Source organism: Apibacter muscae (assembly GCF_007845635.1).
GTDB lineage: Bacteria > Bacteroidota > Bacteroidia > Flavobacteriales > Weeksellaceae > Apibacter > Apibacter muscae.
Map to the genome: position 1 here is coordinate 87067 of NZ_SELG01000035.1, position 24545 is coordinate 111611.

Below are 24545 nucleotides of genomic sequence, written 5' to 3' on the forward strand. Positions count from 1 at the left end.
TCTTTTTTATTTAAGAGAAACCCCGCATTCAATTAATTTATTTTTAATATAAGGTGCATATTGCTCTGCACCATAAAAGGTAAAATGGCCAGTATCATGAACATAAGGAATACCAACATTAGAAACTTCCTTTATAGGGAGCTTTAATAAATCTAAATATTTATCATTAAGTTTATCTTTTAAAAGTGCATTTATTTTTAAAACATTCTCCTTTAGAGTTTCATCTTGTTTACGAGTAATTGAGTAGCAATTTTTTAGGTAATATTTAGTAGGAAAATCAATATCATAAATCATATTTTGACCTAAAAACAAGGTTTTTACATTGAACTGTTTAAAGTAAGATTCAGTATTATCTATCTTCTCTAATAAATCCTCATTACTAACTGCATAATAAATATAACTAGAACTAATTATTACTAAATCAATATGATTAGAATTTTTAGGAAAAAATTCTTTAAAAAAGTAATTAAAAAAAAACTTTTCTTGTTCTTTCCCTGGATTTGGATAAATCATTGGATAAGCCCCATTGGTTGTAATTTGAATTAAATTATAATCTGAATTTTTGAATATATTTTTAAAGGTCTTTATAAACATTCCTGCATGACTATCGCCTAATAAAATAACATTTTTTTTAGAAGTATCAACTTCAACTTTATTTAAATAAAAATCTAAAAAATTCTGTTTTTTAGGCTGAAAATGATGATTATTATAAGAATATTGAGCTTTACATTGGGTACTTGAAGGATAGTTAGTAGCATAATAAACTAAATTACTTTTATATCTTGTTGGATAAATAGTACGTATATCTATTTCAGTTAATATTATAGTAAATAATGAAAAGACAATTGAAATAAATAATACAAATTTTACTTTAATAAATTTCGTTTTTTCAATAAAATGATAAGATATAATTGCAAATAATAATGAAACTAATATTAAAAAAATCCTATTTAAAATGTTAATATTTAATGAAAAATATGCAGAAAGCACATAAATCGGCCAGTGCCATAAGTACAAAGAATAGGATATATTTCCTAAATATGTTATTATTTTATTATGAAATAATTTGATATCTACATTTATAAAAATAATAATACTTACAGCAAATACAGGAACTAAAGTTAGATAAGATGGCCACGTTAAAGTCCTATTTGCAATTAATACAAATCCAAATAGTATTACTAGAGAAATTATAAAAATATATTTTTTTATATTATTATTTATTTTAATTAAATTGTAAGAGTAGATAAAAGCCAAACCACCAAACATCATTTCCCATGCTCTTAAATAAAACATATAAAATGCATATGATGGGTTTGATCTACTATATATATTCATTAATAAAAATGAAAGAGCTATTAGAAAAATATAAATTATTTTAAATATTTCAATATTTCTCAAATATATTTTTTTCAACAATAATAAAAGTAATGGATATACCATATACAATTGCCATTCTACAGACAGAGACCATGTATGAAGCAAAAAATTAAATTGTGAATAGTAATCAAAATATCCACTATTTAAATAAAAAATGAAATTTGAAAAAAATAAACAACTGGAATAGGCAGATTTTAAATATATAATAAACTGAGTCGGTATAAAAAAATATAATATTATTAGAAAGAATATTAGCATAAATAACAAAGCTGGAATGATTCTTATGATTCTTTTTTTATAAAAAGTTATTAAATTAAACGTATTACTTTGAATTCCAGATAAAATAATACTAGTCATTAAATAACCAGAAATTACAAAAAATACATCCACTCCTACAAATCCACCACTAAATAAAAAAAAATTATAGTGATAAAATAGTACAACTAAAACTGAAAAAGCTCTTAAAAATGAAAGATCAAACCGAAATTGTTTATTGTCCATATACTTTTCTGCTCATGCAAATGTACATATAACAATTATCATATTACCTAACAATATAAAGATTTATTAGACATACTAATAATAAAATATATATATTTTTATTAATTTAGTAATTTATATTTTAATTCAATATAATTTATATAAATTAATTATTAAATTTATTTTATTTTTTATTAATTTATTTTTTATTAAAACAAACATTTTTTTAATTTATAATCTTTTTATTTTCCAATGATTGAAATTTCGATAAATTGTTTTTATTATTGGATAGATCATAGATAATAAATTATATAAATTATATTTTAAATATTCACCTGCAAAATATTTAAGTATTAAATTTATAATCAATTATTTAGGTGTATAAAAATTTCATAATAATATCTATTTACTACAGCACATTATCATCATAAATTTGCATAGAGTGGAATTGATATATTTGTTTGATTATCTATCTCTCTCTTATATATATTAAATGCTAAAAAAAAATTTTTTTACTTTTTTACTTTTTTTTTAATTTTTATATTAAAAAATTTCCTTATTTATAGCTTTTCAATTAAATTACATCTGCCTTTGAACTTTTGTTTATAAAGATCTTTCTACTATTTTATTAATAGGGTTGAAAATGCTGTTTGTAGAATTGCTTAGAAAAATTTTCTACTTTATTATTAAATTATTAAAGTAATAAATTGTAGCCTCTTAATTCTTATTCCAATTCCTTACCTAAGGAACATTTAAAGCCTTAGATATCCTTTCTACCACTTTATATTTAATAGTTTTTTTGTACCTAATCCGATAGGGCGGATTAGGTAACTACTAAATAATAAGCTAAGCTTTCTTGTTTAATTCCTAGCTTTACTATAAGTCTTGTTATATTTCTTTCCTGATGTATTTTTTAAGATATCTATCTGTATTATTAAACAAAAGGTTTTAGTAAGAGTAAGTGAAATACAAATAAAGCGCATATATATTTTATATATATTTATCTATAGTATAAAATCACCTTTTTATTAGATGACTATTTTTTTTAAATCTTAAAGGAAAATTCTTGTTTTATGTAATTTGTTATATCTATAACTTGTTGTGTATTAAACTCAATACCACTAATTAAAAATCTCTTATACTCATTAATTATTTTCATATTAAGTCATTAAGCATGTAATAAGCCAGATTCTTTAAAGAATTCTGGTTCATCAAAGTCAACTCTAGCTATATCATATAAACAATTTTTACCAAGAGAATGTACTATTTCATTACCATTATTTATCTCAGTTATGTTGGGGGGGATATATAAGTTAATACTTAGATATTTTTCATTACAATGAGGGCATTTAAAATATAAAAGATCAAATATGGAAGATCTATTTTCAGGAGGAGAGATTAAAATCCAATAGTCATTCAAATAATTCATTTCTATATACGGAAAAACGGTATGGATGCTGTCTATAAATGTTCTGTTTTTATTTGCTGTTGATAATAATCCCAAATTATAAACATAGGGAAGACCTTTATTCTTACGAAATTGTTCGGATAGTATACTTATTTTATCTTTGCAGGATAAACATTCCAGACTTATATCAAACCGAGCCCCTCTGGGAAATGTATAGGGTTTTTGTAGCTCTACTTCCTGCCTTTGGGTAAAAAAATTCAATTCAATATCATATTTTGAAGGTTCTGTTGCTACTTTAATTTTTTTATTGTAGTATTCTTTTACTTTTATTTGCATAGCTCATTATTTTTTTGTCTGTATTACTGTTCCAATATATTGGCTATATTGACCATTGGGTGCACCTTTAATAGTTACTTTTATATAGCTTTTGTCTATCAAGTTCTGGAAACTAGTAAACCCTCCTTCTTTAATGGGCTTATTATTACTAATATTTATAAATTAAGTAGTTAAGCTAGTATTAATAAATAAATTAACTGATTTCTATTTTTTTTTTATGTAATAAATCGGTTCTATCTCAAATTTAAAATCTTCTATTGGAGTTCGTTCTTCCCATATTTCATCTACTTCATTTTCCTCTATTTCATAAATAGGATCGTATCCATGGTGGGCATAATTCTTAAGAATTACCTGTAAATCTATAGGTGGATTTAAAACTATTTTATTTGGTTGGATAACTTTAATTATCTGACATCTATAACCTTTATAGTTACATAATGTAATTACATAGTATGCAGATTGAATATCACTTCTTTCTACATCTAAAAACACTTTGCTATCTAATTCATTGTTATTATAACTTTTAAAATTATTAGATAATGAAATATAATTTTTTTCAGTTTGAAGTCTATAAAAATTATCTGAAATACTCCAAAACCTGCATTCGATGCCTAAAAAGATAGCATATGAATTATTTCTTACTAACATAAATTTATTATTTTACATTTATAAATTTTTCTAAATCTTTATTATATATAGCTTTTAATATTTCCATGCCATCATTATGTACTTCCCATATTTCATCTCCCTCTGAAAATCTTACTCTATTAGGCAAATGCCATTCAGGAACTCCTAAAACTCCTCTTTTTCCAGCTGTAAATCCTGTTGCTGTAAATGGATAATCAAACATATCATAAGTTCCTCCTGTAGGAATGATAATCTCTTTGGGAACTTTTAAAGATTTAAATCTAATAACGCCACAACTACCTTTATCTATATAAAAAGGAGTTTTCACATAATCTAACCGTAAACCATTATATATATCTTAATATGATTTTAAATGTTTAGCATCTGAAGCTCTTGACATGAAACCTCCTACTTCATTATAATTTCCATTAATATATTTTTTAGGTATTTCTCTAAGTGTGGAAAAATTAGGTACATCCAATACTTCTTCTTTTAATAGCCTCATATATTCATTATCTCTATCTAATTCTTGGCTTACTACCAATAAAGGAGAGAGAGAAGGCATGTTTTCTTTTATTCTATTATCTACATAGGATACAAAAAAAGCATTCAATTTTTCTACCTTGTTAAGGGCTATTTCTGTATTATACGCTAGATAAAATAGATCCTCCGGTAGAAAATGACTGGCAGTAAGGGTGTATAACCCTCTCTCGTCATTTGCACAATCTTTAATCTGAAAATCTGTTCCATAGGTAGCATTGTAGTCTTCCATTTTTTTTTGTAATAAATGTATATCGAACCATCCCACTACTAATTCTTGCTCTTCCCATAAGTTTTTATTTCTTGGGGCTTTAGGACTAAGGTTGTAAAAATCCTGCCATTCTTTTACCCCCTCCTTTCTTAATTTATTTTCTATAATGGCTAGAATTATCCCTAAACTAAAAAAATTCTGCCATTGGTATTGGCTTACTTTTAGTAAGCAATGCTCTAATCGGGGTTGTTTTTTTATTGAAAATATTGTGTATACAATATTCTTAGAATGGGGAGTAGTTTCCAGACATTCAAAATCGGTTTGATAATCCTTATTAAAATTAGGCAATCTTTTTTTTAATACCTCTGCAGAGCGCAGGTACAATCTTACCTCTAAGGGGGCTATAATCTGTTTTTTATTGTTTGGTTCCATTGATCAAAATCATTTCTTTATCAAGAAGTTACTACTCCATTTTTATATTTTACTATAAATGATCAAACCTATTTAATATAACTATACTTAAAGGTATATTCTAAAGGTTCATTTAACTGTATTAGCTCTTTCATTATTAATGATCTTTTTGAATATTCAGAGATTAAATTATCTATATAAAAATTTCTTCCTATGTAATAAAGGTAATAAATTACTCCTTTGTATTCAAAAGGATAACTACTATATTGAGCAGGAAACCTAGATCTTAGTTCTTCTTTAAAAGGATCAAAATCAGGATGTTTTAATAATTCTTCAATTTTTACCTCAAGAGCATGAACTAGTATTTTAAGTATAGGTATCTCTATAATAAAATTTTTTTTAAAAAAAATTTTATCTTTTATTTCTTGCTTTAATTTTTTAGATATATCTAATTTTTCATATATCTCTGAATATTCATATTCTGCAAGAGGACAAATTAATGGTCTTTTTTCTCTTTTTCTAACTATATATATATATATTTCTCTAACATTAATTACCTTTTTTACCAAGTATTACTTTGACTTCTTCTAAATTATCAAAAACTGATTCAATTTATGTAAAACCTTTTTTACTCATAGTTTTATAAAATGTTGTTGCTTTAATTGCTTCTATTTTATCATAATGTATATCCATTTCTTCCCAAAATTGCTTATGCCCAAAAGATTCTCCTCCTGGATAATTAGGATTTTCTTTCCAAGCTATTCTACCGTTATTTCATAGTCTATTTCTGTAAATAAAAAACCTTTTAATTCCATTGTTTCTATGGCTTTTTTTAATTTCTCGGAAACAATTGTTTCGTTTTCAGTAGTTTCAGCTATATCAAAGGTTGATTTAAAACAAACTTTTTTTGTTTTTAAGTCTTTTCTAGTTTCCAGATAATGTTTTTCTGCAAAAAATATAAATTCTTCTGAAGTATTGAAACTATATATGTTTTGATCTGGATAAGATTCAAACTGACTTTTTTTAAAATTTATGTTTTGATAGTGATCTATTGGAAATTGAAAAATCCAGTATTTTAGTTTTTCTTCTCTATACTTAAGACGGGTTTCGTAAAAATGGTACTTAGGGGCTATCTTAAAATTTTCTAATAGTAGTTTAAAGTCATTGGAGATATACCAACCGGTCATAATACTACCTACTCCTATGAATCCATGTATATCTTGCAACCTCCATTCCCAGTCTTTTTCTTCTCCAAAACTTTGTAAGTGAAAATAATCAAAAATAGGGGCATCTTCTACGATTTCTCCGTCTCCTATTCGGTTAAAATACTCTCTTCCCCGGGGTACATATTCTCCGTTGGCATGCCCCAATACTTCCTGAGGGGTATCAAAGATACGTTGATGTTTTATTTTATAATACTTATATTTTGATGTCACTTTTGTGTTTTTTTCTTTCTCATTCTCTTTCCTATTCTTATTTATATATTGTTGTTATATTAACTTGCATTGAAAATCCAACGGAGTTGATTCAATTCGCTTACTTCTTTCAAATTTAATTCTTTGATAAACTGCTCGGCAAAGTTTGTCGGTGGTAGTTTTTTGTACGGATTTAAATTTTCTGTTTGTTTCTTAAAAAAGCTACCTGTAAGTAGCTTTTTTTATTTATTCTTCTTTATATATATGTAAGTAGCCTTCGGAATCTCTGATATAGATATAGCCTTGGTATACTTTAGGATCATCTAATGTTCCTTGTATTCCATCTTCTTTCATGTCATACACAAATTCTATCTGGTAGGTATTCAGGTTGATTTTTCCAAATTTTTGTCCATATCTCCAACTGGTAAACCACAGATATTCTCCGCACAGGGCATTCATATGGGAAGAGGTGGTTATGCCTAGTTCTTTGGATTCTTGAAAAAGGTGTTCTTTTATTTTTTTGCCTTGTCTTATATCGATCACTTGTAAGTGTTGTCCTCCAAATCCATACAATAGTCCTTTTTCCTGATCTAGATTATGGTATGGAAAGCATTTTTCTAATTGCCAGAGCATTTTTCCGCTATGGGCGTCTATTCCTAATAGGTTGAAATTTTCTAAGGGTACTATTAGTATATCCCCATATAAAAATACATCTCCTGCGGTTTTGATTTCTAAGGGAAACTCCCATATACTCTTATTTTTTATAATATCGTATAGAAATGGCTTAGTTCGAGTTTTTATAATCAACTGATAGGGAACTAATTCTCCCTTAGGTAATCCTACTATTTGATCTGTAAATTTATTTTCTATCTGAAAGGTCTCTTTATTAAACGTATATAAATATTCCTCTCCTTCTTCCTCTCCAAATATATAGTCAAAGTCTTTGCCTTTATGAATTCCATTATAATAATATTCTCCTTCTAGTTTTTGGGTGATCCCCCGTTGTACATCTACCCGGTAAATATTAGATGTTTCTTCTTTTTCTGCATAATACACCCATTGATCTTGTACATGAAATCCAAAGATTTTATCTTGAATTAGTTCGGGAACGATTCCGTTTAAATAATACAATTGTTCCTGCCTTTGGAAATAAATACCTAAGCTGCCTTGTTTTAAATATACTTCTATGTTGTCTAGGGTTTCTACTTTGGTTATCATAGGTTAATTAATTTTAAATATTTCGTTGAACCAATTTTCATTATTTTCTAATAGCTTTTTTAATTTATTTGGAGTAATGTTTTTAGTTTTATAGTAATTACTAAAGATCCCTAATATTTTTTTATTTTCTAAAAAATCCTGCCGTTTTAGGAGTTCATCTAAAAAGGCTTTTTTTTCTAAACTGCTCGGCAAAGTTTGTCGGTGGTAGTTTTTTGTACGGATTTAAATTTTCTGTTGGTTTCTTAAAAAAGCTACCTGTAGGTAGCTTTTTTATTTATTCTTCTTTATATATATGTAAGTAGCCTTCGGAATCTCTGATATAGATATAGCCTTGGTACACTTTAGGGCGATCTAATGCTGCTTGTACTACCTCCCCCTTTTTCATTTCATACACAAATTCTATCTGGTAGGTATTTAGGTTGATTTTTCCAAATTTTTGTCCATATCTCCAACTGGTAAACCACAGATATTCTCCGCACAGGGCATTCATATGGGAAGAGGTGGTTATGCCTAGTTCTTTGGATTCTTGAAAAAGGTGTTCTTTTATTTTTTTGCCTTGTCTTATATCGATCACTTGTAAGTGTTGTCCTCCAAATCCATACAATAGTCCTTTTTCCTGATCTAGATTATGGTATGGAAAGCATTTTTCTAATTGCCAGAGCATTTTTCCGCTATGGGCATCCAAACCTAATAGGTTAAAATTTTCTAAGGGTACTAGTAGGATATCTTGGTATAAAAATACATCTCCTGCGGTTTTGATTTCTAAGGGAAACTCCCATAGGGTTTCTTTTTTTATCAAATCGTACAAAAATAGTTTGTTTCGAGTTTTATATATGCGTTGATAGGGTTTTAACTCTCCTTTAGATGCTGCTTCTATTTCAACTATCAATTTATTTTCTATTTGGAAGGTCTCCGGATTCACCGTATATAAATATTCCTCTCCTTCTTCCTCTCCATATATATAGTCAAAGTCTTTGCCTTTATAGATACTCGGATAAAACTCTCCTTCTTGTTTTTGGGTGATCCCCCGTTGCACATCTACCCGGTAGAGGTCTGACATGACTTTCTTTTGATAGTACACCCATTGATCCTGTACTCTAAATTGGTAAATTTGATCTTGGATTAGTTCGGGAACGATTCCGTTTAAATAATACAATTGTTCCTGCCTTTGGAAATAAACGCCTAAGCTGCCTTGCTTTAAGTATACTTCTATTTTGTCTAGGGTTTCTACTTTGGTTATCATGGGTTAATTGATTTTAAATATTTCGTTGAACCAATTATCATTATTTTCTAATAGTTTTTTTAGTTTACTAGGGGTTATTTCCTCTAAATCATAATAGTTTTTAAATAGACCTTGTATTTTTTTATTTTCTAAAAAATCCTGCCGTTTTAGAAGTTCCTCTACAAAGGCTTTTTTTTCTAAACTACTTACTTTTTTGCCGTCAAAGATCCAACGGAGTTGATTCAATTCACTCACTTCTTTCAAATTTAAATCTTTAATAAATTGCTCGGCAAAGTTTACCGGTAGTACTTTTTGTACGGATTTAAATTTTCTGTTGGTTTCTTAAAAAAGCTACCTGTAGGTAGCTTTTTTTATTTATTCTTCTTTGTATATATGTAAGTAGCCTTCGGAATCTCTGATATAGATATAGCCTTGGTATACTTTAGGGCGATCTAATGCTGCTTGTACTGCCTCTCCCTTTTTCATTTCATACACAAATTCTATCTGGTAGGTATTTAGGTTGATTTTTCCAAATTTTTGTCCATATCTCCAACTGGTAAACCACAGATATTCTCCGCACAGGGCATTCATATGGGAAGAGGTGGTTATGCCTAGTTCTTTGGATTCTTGAAAAAGGTGTTCTTTTATTTTTTTGCCTTGTCTTATATCGATCACTTGTAAGTGTTGTCCTCCAAATCCATATAATAGTCCTTTTTCCTGATCTAGATTATGGTATGGAAAGCATTTTTCTAATTGCCAGAGCATTTTTCCGCTATGGGCATCCAAACCTAATAGGTTAAAATTTTCTAAGGGTACTATAAGAATATCCCCGTATAAAAATACATCTCCTCCGGTTTTGATTTCTAAAGGAAACTCCCATAGGGTTTCTTTTTTTATCAAATCGTACAAAAATAGTTTGTTTCGGGTTTCATATATGCGTTGATAGGGTGCTAACTCTCCTCTAGATAATGATCGTATTTCAAACTTTAATTTATTTTCTATCTCAAAGGTCTCCGGATTCACCGTATATAAATATTCTTCTCCTTCTTCCTCTCCATATATATAGTCAAAATCTTTGCCTTTATAGATACTCATATAAAAATTTCCTTCTAGTTTTTGGGTGATCCCCCGTTGTACATCTACCCTATATTTATCAGATATTTCATCTTCTTGATAGTACACCCATTGATCCAATACTCTAAATTGGTAAATTTGATCATGAATTAGTTCGGGAACGATTCCATTTAAATAATATAGTTGTTTTTCTCTTTGGAAATAAACGCCTAAGCTGCCTTGTTCTAAATATACTTCTATGTTGTCTAGGGTTTCTACTTTGGTTATCATAGGTTAATTTATTTTAAATATTTCGTTGAACCATTCATGGTTATTTTCTAATAATTTTTTTAATTGATTTTGAGTAATTTCATCTAATCTGTAATAACTTTTAAATAGACCTTGTATTTTTTTATTTTCTAAAAAATCCTGCCGTTTTAGGAGTTCCTCTACAAAGGCTTTTTTTTCTAAACTGCTTACTTTTTTGCCGTCGAAAATCCAGCGGAGTTGATTTAATTCACTTACACCATCTAAATTTAAATCTTTAATAAATTGCTCGGCAAAGTTTGCCGGTGGTACTTTTTGTACGGATTTAAATTCGTAATAGGTACTTTTTAATTCTCCATCTATCTGAGTAATTAAATCTATCCTTCTTCTTAAATTTCCTGATACCGATAAGGTTTGTTCAAATGCTACTGTTTTTCCGGCAAACTCTTGGGTATTTTTTACCATATAGCGTTGTACCCATTGCGCTCCTTCGGCAAAGTTACCTCCTTTATTTAAATCTGAGATTAATCGGTCTATATTTTCAAATTTTACTCCGTTGGTGATTAGATTGTCATACCCTTGTATCAAGCTTTGTAATTCGGTTGCTCCGGCTCCGCGGTTTCCTTTTACCAATTGTTCCAATAATTCTTTATTTAATCCGGATTCTGCTAATTTCGTATGGGTTAGTAGCTTACGGGTATCTTCCAATATGGCCTCGCTTACTCGTAAGCCTGGATAGCTATTCACTACTTTCCATGCTTCTGCCAGCTCTATTTTTTTAACATTATCTGCTTTTTCAAAGAGTGTTAATAATTCCGGTTGGGTATTTAAGTCTTTTCTTAATAATGCTTGTGTGGATTCATCGGCTTTTAGATTTCCTACTATTTTTTCTATGAATTCCGGTAATTTATCTGTAGTGGTGCTTTGGGCTAGTTTTGCTTTCCATATTTTATACCCTCCGGCTTTTTTTATCTCTGCTAAATGTTTAGATACTAAATTTAGTTCTTCTATTTGTGTTCTTAATGAGGGGGCTTCTTCTGCTAGTATTAACCAGGCACTAAATCCTTCTTCTTTGTCTATTATCTTATTAAATTCAACCGAACTTTCAGATAAATCGTCTACTAATTTATTAAAGTTGCAGGATTGTGCTAGGGTAAGGGTGGTTAGCAATAACCCTAATATTAGGGTTGTAATTTTAAGCTTGCTCATTATTCAAGGTTTTTGTTTGGATTGTATAGCGTAAGATTCCTGTTTGATCTGTGGTTTTGTCCTTATATAAAAATTTTATTTCTTGCTGGTCACTTATTATTTTATGGAACTTTCGTTGTTGGTAGGGATAAATTTTCTGAAATAGTTCTTTTTTTTCTATATCTACTATATAAATCGCTCTTTCATGTAGGACTACTAAGTGGTTGGAGATAAAAGTATTCATAAGGAAGTGATTATTGGCTCCGGTTTCTATGTTATACTTTTCTAGTTCTAATGTTTCTGTGTTTAGTAGTAGTAATCCATAGGGAATGTATAAATAGTTTCCTTTTGCAGATTCCAGCTCAAAATTTTCGAGATTGGAAGGCAATCCACAAAATTTATTTTCATAGTCTAAATATTTGTGATGGAAAATAGTATTATTCCTATATAATCTGAATCTCCACAGGGTTAAACCATTCAAGGGTTCATCAAATTCTGTAGCTACTAATTTGATGTTATGGAACTTAGATTGAAAAGTATGGGAGGTTTCTAAGGCTAAGGACATAATGTTGGGGTAATTTTATTTAATTATTATATTAAGCGGACATTCAGAAAGATTTTTTCGTAATTCCGAGTGAAGTTGTTCATATATTTAATTGATTGGTAATTCTTTAAATATAATTATCTAATTGATAATGAATAACTTCTTTTATTTATATATTAATGCACCATGGGTTAAGTTATTTTTTTAGTCTTCTGTAAGTTCAACTTTACAAATATTATGAATATATAACTGTCCTTCAAATTTGCCTGCCCCCCTATACATATCAGGTAATTTTATATTGAAAATAATAAGATAGGTTCTATTTTTAACGGTTTTCATTGCTATTTCTAAATTTTCAAAATCATCATAGTATGCAATCATATTACTATCTCTATTTTCTATATTATGAATTTTTCTTAATTGTATATTAAATTTATTTTGTATTTCAATTAGATCAGAATTAGAAAAATACTCCCAATATAGACCTTTTACTATTGTTTTTTCAGAATTCCCAATTAAATCAACACTTATTTCTTCATCATCAATTATTTTTATGACAAACTTAAAAGGAAATTCTTGTCTTATATAATTTGTTATATCTATAATTTGTTGTACATTATATTCAATACCACTGATTGAAAACTTTTTATATTCATCAATAATTTTCATTTTTCATTTTTTTATTTAATATTAATCCATTTCCCATTACGATATTCCATCCTTTCTACTATCTCTATTATACCATTTTCAAATAATTTAGATAACTCCTGTGAAGACTTCACCTGTTCTCCCAATCCCTGCTTGCCAAACCATGGAATAACATCTCCATATTCAAAACTTATACTTTCTGGAACATTAGATTTAAATTTAAATTTAATATAATTAGTTCCTTCGCTAATATTCCACTTTAATGCTCGTGAATCATAAGTGAAATATAAATCAGAAATACCTTCTTTTCCATAAACAGGACTAGCAAATGTTCCTGTAATTTTGCCAGGTCCTTGGAATCTATCAAATACCTTCTCAGAAAGTTGATTTCCCTTTTCTATTTTCAAAATGGATTTAGTTCCATTAAATGGAGGCCACCCATCATTTAAATTATTTTCTTTAAATAACTTATATAATTCCTCCCATTTTTCTTCACCCCACAGTTTATATGATTGTTTGGCTAAATTAGCATTTTGTCCTTTAGCAAAGTCGCTTACTGTTAAAATAAAGTCTTCATATTTTACATTTTTATATATAGTATTTTCAAGTTTCCCTATATACCCTAAAATCTTCCAAGCTTGGGCTTGTTCTTCAAGTAATTTCTTTTCATTGGTTACAAATTTCCCTTCTTTTATTGCTTTTTCGTATTCTAAAAGCCACTTTTCAAAATACCCATCCATAGACTTTCTAAGGCTTAAATTGCTCTCTAATAATTTCCTAATGTCCGGTGAGATACTTTTTGTAAAAGAGACTACTCCTTGTGTAGTATTTTTAACTGCAATAAGTACCATGGCACTATTGTATATTTGTACTGCTCTTCCTGCATTGGAATTAGGATCTATTGCAGTGGTATTTACTCCTATATTTCCTATAGCTCCGGCTACCTCTAATAAAGCCCAACTTCTTTTTACCCAATGTACTTTAGTTGCTAAAGCTGTTCCTCCACTGGTAGCTATAGTAGCTACATCTAGGGTAGTCATTACATATTTAGATAATAAATCCTGGAATTCTTTTTCTTTTTGATATGCTAAAAAGACAGCCGGCACTAGATAATTCTCCTTACCTGCTGAAAAATTACCATCCAAAGCAGCAGCTACTAATGGCAATTCTTTATCTCCTGTTATTAATACTGGGTCTAATAAATTCAATTCGGTTATATCTTCTACTGTGTTATAAGAAGCAATATTTATATGCCCAACAACATTGGGAGATATTAATTGTTGTTGATAAATTTTAATCTTATTATTAGTTAACTCTCCTCTAAATCGGAAGGAATTAAATTTAATTAAGTAAGGGATTTTTCCTTCTACTTTAACTGTTTCTATATCAGAAAAAGGTTTAGGGTTTAAATTTATAATCTGTCCTTGTAATTTTGAGCTTCCAATTTCACCAAAACGGTCTTTGTAAAAATTCGGATTACTATTATATATTTTTATTAATAAGTTTATAAAATGAGTAAAATTATTATTATCCCAAGGATTTATAGATCGATCATTTAACTCATCAAGTAAGTGTAATAAAACTTTATTATTATTTTCTTCTAAATAGGATAAAAATTTTAGTTGACTCTTCTCTAACGTAATGGCTTTTATTAACTTTAATAAGGCATTTTCCGAATTTTCTTTTAATGTTTTTTGGCTTTGTATATTATTAAAAGCTGCAATAATAGTCGTATAGTTTAACTGTTTCAGCTCATTTAGATCGGTTGCGTTAACTACTTTTATTAACTTAGTTATATCCTCGGTACTGAGTTTTTCTTTTAATGAGACTTCTTCAACTTTTTTTACTAATTCTTCCTTATTTTGCTGAGATTTTTTTCTGTATTCTTTATTTCTTTCTATTATAAAATTTATTGCCTTAGTAGCTTTTGATGGCAACTGATCGGACGGACCTTCAGTAAATATCCATTTTCCATTTTTTCCATATTTTTTTTCATATTGCGTTTTAGCTGACGAATTGTGTTTAAATTCTTCTATACGCTTTCCATCTTCATCCCAAACTTCAATTAGTAACTGTGAATATTTTTCTGACTTAAAATCATAATACGAAAAATAGTAAATGTATCTTATTCCCTTTTCTAAATAAGGTATTGAAATCCAGTGAGATACATAAGCCGCCCCCTCGTTTTTATCGTCAAACCAACCGATATGGAGTTGCGGATTTTGAATGGCTGTCCAATCCTGACGGCTTAGCTTAGTTCCCTGTCCGTAATCCATTAACAGATCTGTTTTCCCTTGGGGAACTTCTTGCGGATGTTTCAGGCTGTATACCCCATGCCCCAGCTCATGAGCGTAGGTTCTAAGATTACTATTCTTAAAAACATATCCAAACTGCCTGCCCAAGGGCATAAACCCGATTTCTCCGCTACTGGCTGATTTCTCGGTAATTAACAGATAGTAGGTAGACGGATCAAACTCCGGCAATTCTCTTACCTTTTGGTTTATTTGCTGTTGTTGTTCGGTATATTGGGCTAGGGCTCCACTTTTATCTGTCGTTATTGTATTGCCTTCCAGAGATAAAACTTCGGATAAATCCAGACTTTCTCCTACGGTAAAGATCCCACCTGCCGGATGATAAACCTGATTCAGATACTTTTCTAATTCTTGCGAAGCAGGCAACTGGGCTTTTTTATCTAGTTTTACCAATACCACCCGTGCCGGCTCTTGATCGGTGATATGTACCAAAATAAAAGCTCCGGCAGTTTGGTATTTTCCTTTCTGTTTAATAATGGCCTGTACTTCTTCCTCGGCATTGTTGAATCGTCCTTCCAGCGTTAGCTTGTATTGCCCAGAACTTATTTTCTCAGATTTTATGGCTACTCCGTCTTGGGTTCGGAAAATAAGACTATCCGCATTTACTGAAGTATCTTCTAGTACTACATTGGCCAACAAATAATCCGTATTTCCATTTTTCACTGCTTTGTAGGGCAGGTAGTAATTAGGATCTATTTTTTTATAGTTTTTACGTACTTCTTCCGGATCGTTTTTCTCTACAGCATCAAAAGCATAACGAGAATCCGATGCTTGGGTAAAGCTTACTCTGATGCCCTGGGCGGTTAACTGCGTAATGCTTCCTTTAGCATCTACCCCTTCGGTAGTTTTAGGATTGGAAGCTCCTGCTTCGGATAAGATCCCTCCTTCCGTAACATTCCCCTTTTCATCTATGGTATATACCTTTCCGTTACTATCCACCAATTGATAGTCTTTGCCTAAAGGATATTCTACGGTTTCTCCGTTTTCTCCGATAATGAGTATCTTATCGCCTTGTACAATGATTTCTTTTACCGGGAAGTTTACTTCTATATCATTTTTCCCATCTCGGCCTTCTCCTGTTAGGGTACCTACATCCGACATGCCTCCCCAGCTAGGATCGTAAGTGGTATTGATAACCCCGCTAAACAGTTGGTAATCCGTATTGATTTGTATTCCTCTGAACTCAACAGCGATCCGTGTGTCTGCAAAGTATGGAACCGTAATATATCCGGTTCCGTTATAAACCCCATTTTGTCCGCTAACTTGTTTTACCTTAACCGTAAAGTCTCCGGCAGAAAAACTTTCATTTACGGCAAGATTCAGCAACGGATTTTTATTGGTAATTTTTATTTCGGGCTGTATGCCACAGTTATAAGAGGAATCTTTACTTCCCTTTTTTTCCGGAAGGGTAAATTGTTGCAAACCGGAATAAGTATAGTGTTGGGTTAATCCGGTCAGCGGTTCACAGGTTCCGCCCACTCTAAATTCATACGTTGCTCCGGGTTCTAATTCACTGACTTGTACCTGATTATTTTGCGTATAAACATCAAACCATTCGGCTCTAGGGTTTCCTTTTTTACGGTATTGAACATGGTATTTATGGTGTTGCGGACGTCCCTGCCAATATAGTTTTACCCTTTGGCTACTGAGGGCTTCGCTTAACAAAAAGGTAGGAGTCTCGCAACCGGTACTGTATGTAAAGTAATAAATTTCGCTATATCCGTTATTTTTAAAAACATGATTCTCGGATAATCCGTTGGAAGAAACCGCTTGTACCCTCCAAGCATAGGTTTTGCCCGGGATAAGTGATGGATTAGCCATGGTGTACAATAAAGTAGTGCCATAGGTTTCTTGTGTATAATAATCCGGTGAAGAAAGGAAAGCGGCCCGTGGGTCTATCTGATTGTCCCATAGTTCTCTAAGTTGAAAAAGGTAACGGGTGTTCGGGGCATTGATATGGCGGGGCATCCACTGAAAAATTAGGTTTTGTGGAGTTCTTTCCTGTATATTTTCGCCATTTACCGGTAAATTCAGCAAAGGAGGCTCATTTTGCACGATGTAGAGAGGAACCGTACTTTTTTGAGATAGTTTTTCGTTTGTCAGAAAATCGTAAACTTCCCAAGAAAATAAATACATTCCTTCGTTGAGCGGTCGGCTGTATTGGGCAGAATTTATGCCTTGTAAGTTTTGAAATTCAAAATAGGCACGTAGGTCTATACTTGAGAATTCTTGCATTACCCCACCGGTCAAATAAATATCCGGAGCTCCTACTACATAATCTTGAGAAACGGCTTTAAAACCACTTCCTTCTATATAAAGTTTTAATTTTACTTTACGGTTTACAACATGAATGTCCTGCATAAGCAACCGCAGGGTAAATTTATTTTCCGTACTTAGTGCATAATCACTAAGCTGGGGGCTATAGGGAGGGACGTAGTAATGGTTTACTTGTACCGGGTATACTTGTGCTTGTATAAAACCGTAAAGAAAAAAGAGAAAGAAAAGTATATTTTTTCTCTGGCTTTGTTTCTTTTTATTTTCTTTATATAGAGTATTCATAGTAGGAAGATCCATTTTCATTAGGTTTAATTGTTGTTGGGTTTCCCCTTCGGAGAGCCTAGGTCAAAAGAATAACCATAGCCAAAGGTTACTGTTAGTTCATTTAAATCAGCAGTAGTTCCTCCACTTTTAATGAGGTAAATACCGGTTAAATTAAAATTATGTTTTTTAAATAAAGTATAAGTAGCTCCGCCTCTCAGATTTATTATTTGGCTATTGGCTTGTTTACTTTCCGAGGTGTTGTAAGAAACTCCTATATTGGTATTCAATGTTTGGTTCAACAGTTTTTTATTTAGAGTTACAGAAGGCCCCCAAGATCGGGAATCGTTATCGGTAATATCTACATAAGTATAATTAAGCAAGGTGCTTATACTTAAGTTTTTTTGTGGAAAGGTTAGGTTATAGGCGGTACTAAAATTATGAAAGTTGCTAGCCTGCCCTCTGCGTATAACACCATCTGTTTTATTCGCACTAGCGGCTAAGGAATAATTAAAGTTAAAATTTTGAGAAAGTTTATCCTTAGCCGAAATATTCCAATTGGCATTTATATTGGCATTTTGCGACAATTGCTCATAGCGAAACGTCTGTAAATATTCTTGTTCAGGATCGTAATAATGATTGATCTGATCAAACTGGTTTAATCGCTGGTTGGTATAAGTGGTAAAATTGGAATAAGAACCGGTGAAGTTTAGTTTTTCTGAAAGTTGAAGCGATGCATTTACGGCTCCTACGATTCTTCTGGTATTTTGCTCTTTGGTGTTTTCTAAGTTGTCTCTTTGGTAGCCTAGATTAAAAGCTATATTTAACCGATCGTTTAAAAATGGGCGGGAACCGTGTACGGTAATATTTTCAAAATCATTGGTAAAATAATAGGCCCCTAGGGTTTCATAGCCCGGGTCTACCCTTTCGTACCCTACGCCCCATTGCATCTTTTCCACCCTAAATTCCAATCCGGCTTTATAAGCACTGTAATATTGGGTACTATTCTTAGGATTTCCTATGAATAATCCGGACAAACCTCTTCGGTATGAGGAAGAAGCATCCCGCGTGTCTCGGGTTATAGCAGAAGAACCATATTCTGCACTTAGCTTTATATCCTTGGTTATAGCTAATTCTCCGCCTAAACTAAGGGCTAGATTTTCCTTAGGGGTTACCCCTCTATCATCCGGGATATAAGGCAGAGAATTCTTTTCATCTCTTCCATAAAAACCGGAAAATTGGATTTTATAAATTTCCTTTTCCCAGGAAGTTTTTACTCCGTATCCCATTCTTCTAAAAGTGGGTAGGGTTTGAGGTTGAAACTCATCAGGTTTTACGGCTTTTAATAGTTGCCCTCCCATAACACTTATATTTAGGGGACCTTCAGGGGTAAGCTCCAATCCTGCTCCGGTAAATTGATGCCCGTCTAAAGTGTAGGGAGAAAAACTCATGGAAGCATCTCCAATATGGGCAGTGATCCATTTCCACTTAGGGTGAATGCTTAGTCTGTTAAACTTATAGGGTACTTGATAGTTTAATTCATTTCCCTGATTGGTAAGACTGTAAGAAATAGGCATGGAAAATGTCAGCCAACTTAAATTAATATTCCCTTGCAGATAGTAGGTAAAGGGTTCTCTTGAACTTCGTTGATTGGAATTATAAAACACACTATTGGCTGTTACAGCTCCATTTATTTTTAAATCTGTCGCTTGAGACATTGCTTCAAAGTCTAAATCCTGGGCTTGCAAACATCCTCCCAAAAAAAGACCTATTCCCGATAGGACATATTGTATGCGTAAAAAATAAGTAGAGATTCTCCTTATTCGTTGTTTGTTCTTAGTAGTAGTTATTTTCATAGATGGCAGTTCTATTCTTTATCCTCCTTTTCTCTTCAATAATTTTAATTATTTTGCTGTTTTCTGAACTTTTATATCGCAGATAATAAAAGATTCCTCTCCTTGATTCACCATTTGATTGATTTTTATGGCTCCTTTTCTTCCATCTTGGGTTTGAAAAAGAATGACCCGAGGGGTTGTATTTCCAAATCGTTGAAGTCCTGCAGGATTTTCTTGTGGAGTAAGAGATTGAAGTAAATGATCGTCACTCATACCTTCAAATTGCTCCGGGGAAAGAAGGGTACCGCAATTGCATAATTCTTGGGAGTTAACAAAAATGGTAGGTTGCGCATTGGGTAGGGTTGGAAATCCTTCGGAGGAAACTTTATTGGGAGATACAAATTTGTTATACGTAAAGGCAGGACTCAACCCAAAGAAAACCAAATCAATCTGATTACTATTAGTTTCATTTACTTCTTGTGCCGTATAGCTCCGTTGCATTACTGTAGAAAAAAAGGCTCCTTGGGTATTTTGTGTATGTGCGGAATGAGTCCCTAATTTTATATTCTTAAATAATCTTAGGTTCGTATCTTTATAAATGGTTATTGTTTGCTCAGACACGGATTGGCTACTTCCGTTATCTGTTTCTAATTTTATAGTATATGTTCCCGGATTTTGATATACTACGGCCGGTTCTTTTTCTGTAGAAACGGAAGGGGTAGCTCCCTCAAAAGTCCATAAATAAGCAGTTGCATTCTTAGATTGGTTTTTCAGTTGAAGGCGCACCGGGGCTTGGTAGTCATTATCAAATAAACTTACTTCCCAATGAAATAAGGAACTTATATTATCGGCTACGGTTATTATTTTTGATGATCTTTCTTTCTTATTTCCATTATCTACGGTTAGGGTTATTTTATGTTCTCCGGGAGTGGAAAAAATAACCACCGGAGGTATTTTTTCGGTAGAAATAGAAGGCATCCCCCCTTCAAACTCCCATAAATAAGTAAATCCTATCCCTTCTGTGTTATTTTGTAATTCTACCTGAACCGGAGGATAATTGGCTTGATTATTTATAATCTGCGCAGAAAAATCAATTTTTATGGCATCATAGATCCGTATGGTTTCAGTATAAGTATCTTTCCCTCCATCTTTGTTGGTTACGGTAAGACTTATGGTATATTCTCCCGGAGTTTCATAGGTGATGGTTCCTGGATTTTTCTTATGGGAAGAACTAGGAATTGCTCCTTCAAAACTCCACTCCCAATTTTCGGCTCCTTCGGATTTGTCTAGTAGATGAATTTGTACAGGTATGGAATAATTTTCTTGTACATATTCTAACTCAAAAGCTGCTTTTGCTTCAATTATGCTATCTTTATAGCAGGATTGAAGGGTTATCATAATACCTAGTAGGCAAAATAAATATTTCTTTAATTTCATAGTCTAGTTGTACTTAATTAGCCGTTTTTAATAAGTTATCATTCTTTTTACCAAAGTGCCTTTGGAGGTTTCCAGCACAATAATGTATACCGAAGACCCTAAGTTAAGGAGATGATACATTTCTTCATATTCTGATTTACCTTGTATTTTTCTTTCATCAAACAATTGTCCGTTAGTATTAAAAACACGTAGTACTACAGGGCTTTCTTCAGATAGTTTTACTAAAATTTTAAATTCACCTTGATTGGGATTGGGGGTTAGTGTAAATTCTTTGATCAATGGATTTTGGGTAGTTCCCGGATTGGGTAAAGATTTGCTTTGTTCTACAATTATATTTTTTTCAAAATATTGAGAACATTCTCCCTGAGTAGAAGTCAATCCAATGATATAATTTCCCTCTTTTGGAAAGTTTAAAGAGATTTGTTGATCTTCCTGATTATTTATTTTTACGGTGTTAGGCACCCACCATTGAGTAGTCTCTCCTTGTGGACGACTTACATTTACAAGTATTACTTCTTCTCCTACGTAGGCTTGGGTCGCTAACAAAAATTCAGCATCTATATCTACATTAGAACGATAAATATTTATTTCATCTGTAACTATACATCCTTGCTCTGTGATTGCCGTAACTCTATAGTTTCCCGGGTCTGTAAGAGTTACCTGGGCAGATGGTGAAGAAAAACCGTTAGAAGATTCCCAGCTGTATGTGGCTGGTATTCCCTCTAGGGTAGCGTCTAAATCTAATGATTGCCCATTACATAATACTTTATTTCCACCTAAATTAATTTTATATTCTTCTGGATTTTGTATTTCTATTGGTTTAATCGCTATGCAACCTCTGGCATCTGTAACGGTCAGGGTATAAATTCCTTGAGAAAGATGATCTATGGATGCATGGGTATCTCCTGTATTCCAAAGATATTGGTAGGGAGCTACTCCCCCGGTAACTTGTACATGGATAGAACCGTTATTTCCTCCATAACAAGTGGGATTTTCTATACTTTCTTCGATAACTATCTCCCCAGGTTGTTGCAATACAATACTTCCTTCTACCCTACAACCTGCGGCATCTGTAATTATTACTTTGTACACTCCCGCAATTAAATGATTAATTTGTGGTTCTGTAGACCCTGTTGTCCATTCATAGCTATAAGGAGCTACCCCTCCCAGTGGAATGGCTTTTATAAAACCGTTATTCCCCGGATAACAGGTAATATCTTCTTTTTCAAAAGATAGGGTTAATGGTTCCGGTTGATGTAAGTAAAAAATTTCGTCTTTTTGTTCTGCCAATTCATTATTTATATATTCTCCTAAAATAATTCCGTTGGCATCTTTTACATTAAAGGCATAATTACCATCGGAAAGATAGTAAGCCACTGAAGTTTCTTCTTGATCGGATTGGGTGGTAATTATTTGCCATTGATTCTCCGTTTGTTTTTTCCATGTATAAGTATACGGTTTAACTCCACCACTTACTTTTGCCTGCAAACGTCCGTTTTGAGATTCATCTCTTTGTCCATCCCTAGGATCGTTATCGGTTTCATCTCCATACTCATTTCCTACATTGCAGGAAATAGGAGTATTTAAGGTAATTTTTGCTACTATAGGGTCTGGCTGTGACAAAATAAATTCCGATTCAAAAACTGTACAGGAAGCTTGATCTGTTGCTCCTTCATAATTGGCATCGGTTACTGTAAGTGTATACTTTCCTGCCGGTGCTCCTTTTAAGGTTATAAACCAACCTTCATTTCCTTCATAAGTGGCTGATTCTACATGGGTCCAAACAGTGCCATCTTGATAAGTCCATGTATAATTATATAATTTTGAATTATTATAGGGGGTACCTCCGGTAATCTGTGCTGTTATAGTACCATTGGTAAAACCAAAAGCTGAAGGCTCTTTGTAATCTACATATGCTATATTTACGGGTTTTTCAGGTTCGGTTATAATTGCCGTTTGTAGGATTATTTGCCCTAAACCTATAATATTTCCTTGTGTATTTTTTATTAATTCCCGGGCATAGCATTCATGGGTATCTTTTACTTGAATTTTATATTCTCCGGGTAATAAATGGGAGATTTGCGTTTTTACTCCTGTTAAAAAAGGAATCCATTCGGAAATGGTTCCATCGGGATATTCTATTTGATACAGATAGCTCCCCTGCCCTCCTTGCGCTATAATTTCTATAACACCGTCTTGTCCTCCTTTGCAATACACTGGAGTAATTTTGGTTTGAAAAGTTACCGGTGCAGGTTTCTGAATGGTTAATAATACAGAATGGTTGGAACCATCCGTATAAGTAGGAAAGCCTTTATAAAAACCTACTAATTGTACGCGGTAATCTCCTGGTGGGAGATTATCAAATGCAGTATTTTCTTCATTTAATTCACGGAGATTCTCATGAGAAGCATAAAATTCATAAAAATTTCCTGCTAAAGATTTTTTCTGGAGAGTTAAATTTATAGTTTCATTTTCTTGCAATTGTCTATCAAAAGTTAATTTTACACTTCCGTCTGTTTGGTCAAAACAAGAAGTATTCGCTACATTTGTTTTAGTAATATGTGGAGAGGAAAGTCTAATTGAATACTCCAATACGTTAGATTGAACTAAAGGGGGTAAATTTCCATATTTATAAGCTGTAGTTCTAAAATAAACTTTCTTATTTATATAGTTTTCCACCTGATTACCTAAAATATCTGTTGCAGAAATATCTAACAACGAACGTCCTGCATATTGAGGTAATGAAATCCATGATTTTGCATCTAAACTATATTCCCAATTGTATTCTTCGGCATCAAAACCTTTAGGAGCATAAATTTTAATCTTATCTATTATTGGTAATAGAGTAGATAAAGAATTCTCTCTCTTCAAAACTAGATCAGGTAGAATATCTATTACCCCCGTGCAATAACCATTTCTATATGCAGGAGAATATATATTCTTTACAAAGTCCATTAATACCGGATATTGTTCATTCCACACAATATTATTACTATTTCTTAACAATGATCTTCCTGTTTTCATATCACCATAAGAAATAGTAGTTCCGACTTGATTATTATTATAACTTGGCTGGCCGGTTGCACCTCTTCCAGATGGGTAATAAACACTCCAATATCTTATACCACAAGACCTCCTTCTTTTTGGGGCATAGGGTCCACAAATACCATCATTTTTTGATTGATTTCGATCTATCCCAAAAGCAGTTAATGTAACAATTCTATTTTGGCTGGAAAATCGTAATTGATTAGGAATACCTAAAGGAGAGGAACCATCTCCCACTTGCAACCATAAAAATTCATATTCTTCACCATTTTGATGGTATACACGTATATAAAATTCACCACCTTCATCGCCATAACGAACATAGTTTATTCCATCTATGGTTGTCGTTAATATGTATTGCCCAATATCTTGTTGAGACCAAATAATTTTAAAAATTAATAAACAAAAGAATAAAAGTAATTTTTTCATA

At 31.7% G+C, this 24545-nt stretch carries 18 protein-coding genes; all 18 read right to left on the reverse strand.

The window, feature by feature from the left end:
- Positions 1–6: 6 nt before the first annotated feature.
- Positions 7–1881 (reverse strand): acyltransferase family protein, encoded by a 1875-nt coding sequence (locus ETU08_RS08040; RefSeq protein WP_146262512.1) that lies wholly within the window; start codon positions 1879–1881, stop codon positions 7–9.
- Between the two features lie 1147 nt (positions 1882–3028).
- Entirely contained in the window at positions 3029–3604 is a 576-nt protein-coding gene (locus tag ETU08_RS08045; RefSeq protein WP_146262513.1) for a hypothetical protein, read from the reverse strand.
- Positions 3605–3808: 204 nt separating this feature from the next.
- A complete protein-coding gene (locus ETU08_RS08050) occupies positions 3809–4252 on the reverse strand; it encodes a hypothetical protein (RefSeq protein WP_146262514.1) in 444 nt (147 codons plus the stop codon).
- Positions 4253–4259: 7 nt separating this feature from the next.
- Positions 4260–4559: a hypothetical protein gene (locus ETU08_RS08055; RefSeq protein ID WP_146262515.1), complete on the reverse strand. Its 300-nt coding sequence runs from the start codon at positions 4557–4559 to the stop codon at positions 4260–4262.
- A 30-nt stretch (positions 4560–4589) separates the two neighbouring features.
- Complete coding sequence (locus tag ETU08_RS08060; protein WP_146262516.1) at positions 4590–5414, reverse strand: hypothetical protein; 825 nt, start codon at positions 5412–5414, stop codon at positions 4590–4592.
- Between the two features lie 68 nt (positions 5415–5482).
- On the reverse strand, positions 5483–5962 hold the full coding sequence (locus ETU08_RS08065) for a hypothetical protein (protein ID WP_146262517.1): 480 nt from the start codon (positions 5960–5962) through the stop codon (positions 5483–5485).
- 189 nt (positions 5963–6151) lie between these two features.
- Positions 6152–6829, reverse strand: a complete 678-nt coding sequence (locus ETU08_RS08070) for a hypothetical protein (RefSeq protein ID WP_146262518.1) — start codon at positions 6827–6829, stop codon at positions 6152–6154.
- A gap of 225 nt (positions 6830–7054) precedes the next feature.
- The gene (locus ETU08_RS08075; protein WP_146262519.1) at positions 7055–8026 is read right to left on the reverse strand and encodes a hypothetical protein; all 972 of its coding nucleotides are present in this window, start codon (positions 8024–8026) and stop codon (positions 7055–7057) included.
- Positions 8027–8300: 274 nt separating this feature from the next.
- Entirely contained in the window at positions 8301–9269 is a 969-nt protein-coding gene (locus tag ETU08_RS08080) for a hypothetical protein (RefSeq protein WP_146262520.1), read from the reverse strand.
- A gap of 3 nt (positions 9270–9272) precedes the next feature.
- On the reverse strand, positions 9273–9503 hold the full coding sequence (locus ETU08_RS08085) for a hypothetical protein (RefSeq protein WP_185145298.1): 231 nt from the start codon (positions 9501–9503) through the stop codon (positions 9273–9275).
- A gap of 120 nt (positions 9504–9623) precedes the next feature.
- Entirely contained in the window at positions 9624–10592 is a 969-nt protein-coding gene (locus ETU08_RS08090; RefSeq protein WP_146262522.1) for a PQQ-binding-like beta-propeller repeat protein, read from the reverse strand.
- A gap of 3 nt (positions 10593–10595) precedes the next feature.
- Positions 10596–11777: a hypothetical protein gene (locus ETU08_RS08095; protein WP_146262523.1), complete on the reverse strand. Its 1182-nt coding sequence runs from the start codon at positions 11775–11777 to the stop codon at positions 10596–10598.
- Positions 11764–12321, reverse strand: a complete 558-nt coding sequence (locus ETU08_RS08100; RefSeq protein WP_146262524.1) for a hypothetical protein — start codon at positions 12319–12321, stop codon at positions 11764–11766. Before ETU08_RS08100 ends, ETU08_RS08095 begins: the two co-directional genes overlap by 14 nt.
- 183 nt (positions 12322–12504) lie before the next feature.
- Positions 12505–12969 (reverse strand): hypothetical protein, encoded by a 465-nt coding sequence (locus ETU08_RS08105; protein ID WP_146262525.1) that lies wholly within the window; start codon positions 12967–12969, stop codon positions 12505–12507.
- An 11-nt stretch (positions 12970–12980) separates the two neighbouring features.
- On the reverse strand, positions 12981–17834 hold the full coding sequence (locus ETU08_RS08110; RefSeq protein ID WP_185145299.1) for a fibronectin type III domain-containing protein: 4854 nt from the start codon (positions 17832–17834) through the stop codon (positions 12981–12983).
- 11 nt (positions 17835–17845) lie between these two features.
- Positions 17846–19654, reverse strand: coding sequence for a hypothetical protein (locus ETU08_RS08115; protein WP_146262527.1), 1809 nt, complete (start codon positions 19652–19654; stop codon positions 17846–17848).
- 48 nt (positions 19655–19702) lie between these two features.
- Complete coding sequence (locus ETU08_RS08120; RefSeq protein WP_146262528.1) at positions 19703–21070, reverse strand: PKD domain-containing protein; 1368 nt, start codon at positions 21068–21070, stop codon at positions 19703–19705.
- Positions 21071–21097: 27 nt separating this feature from the next.
- Positions 21098–24544, reverse strand: coding sequence for a T9SS type A sorting domain-containing protein (locus ETU08_RS08125; RefSeq protein WP_146262529.1), 3447 nt, complete (start codon positions 24542–24544; stop codon positions 21098–21100).
- Between the last annotated feature and the right edge of the window lies 1 nt (position 24545).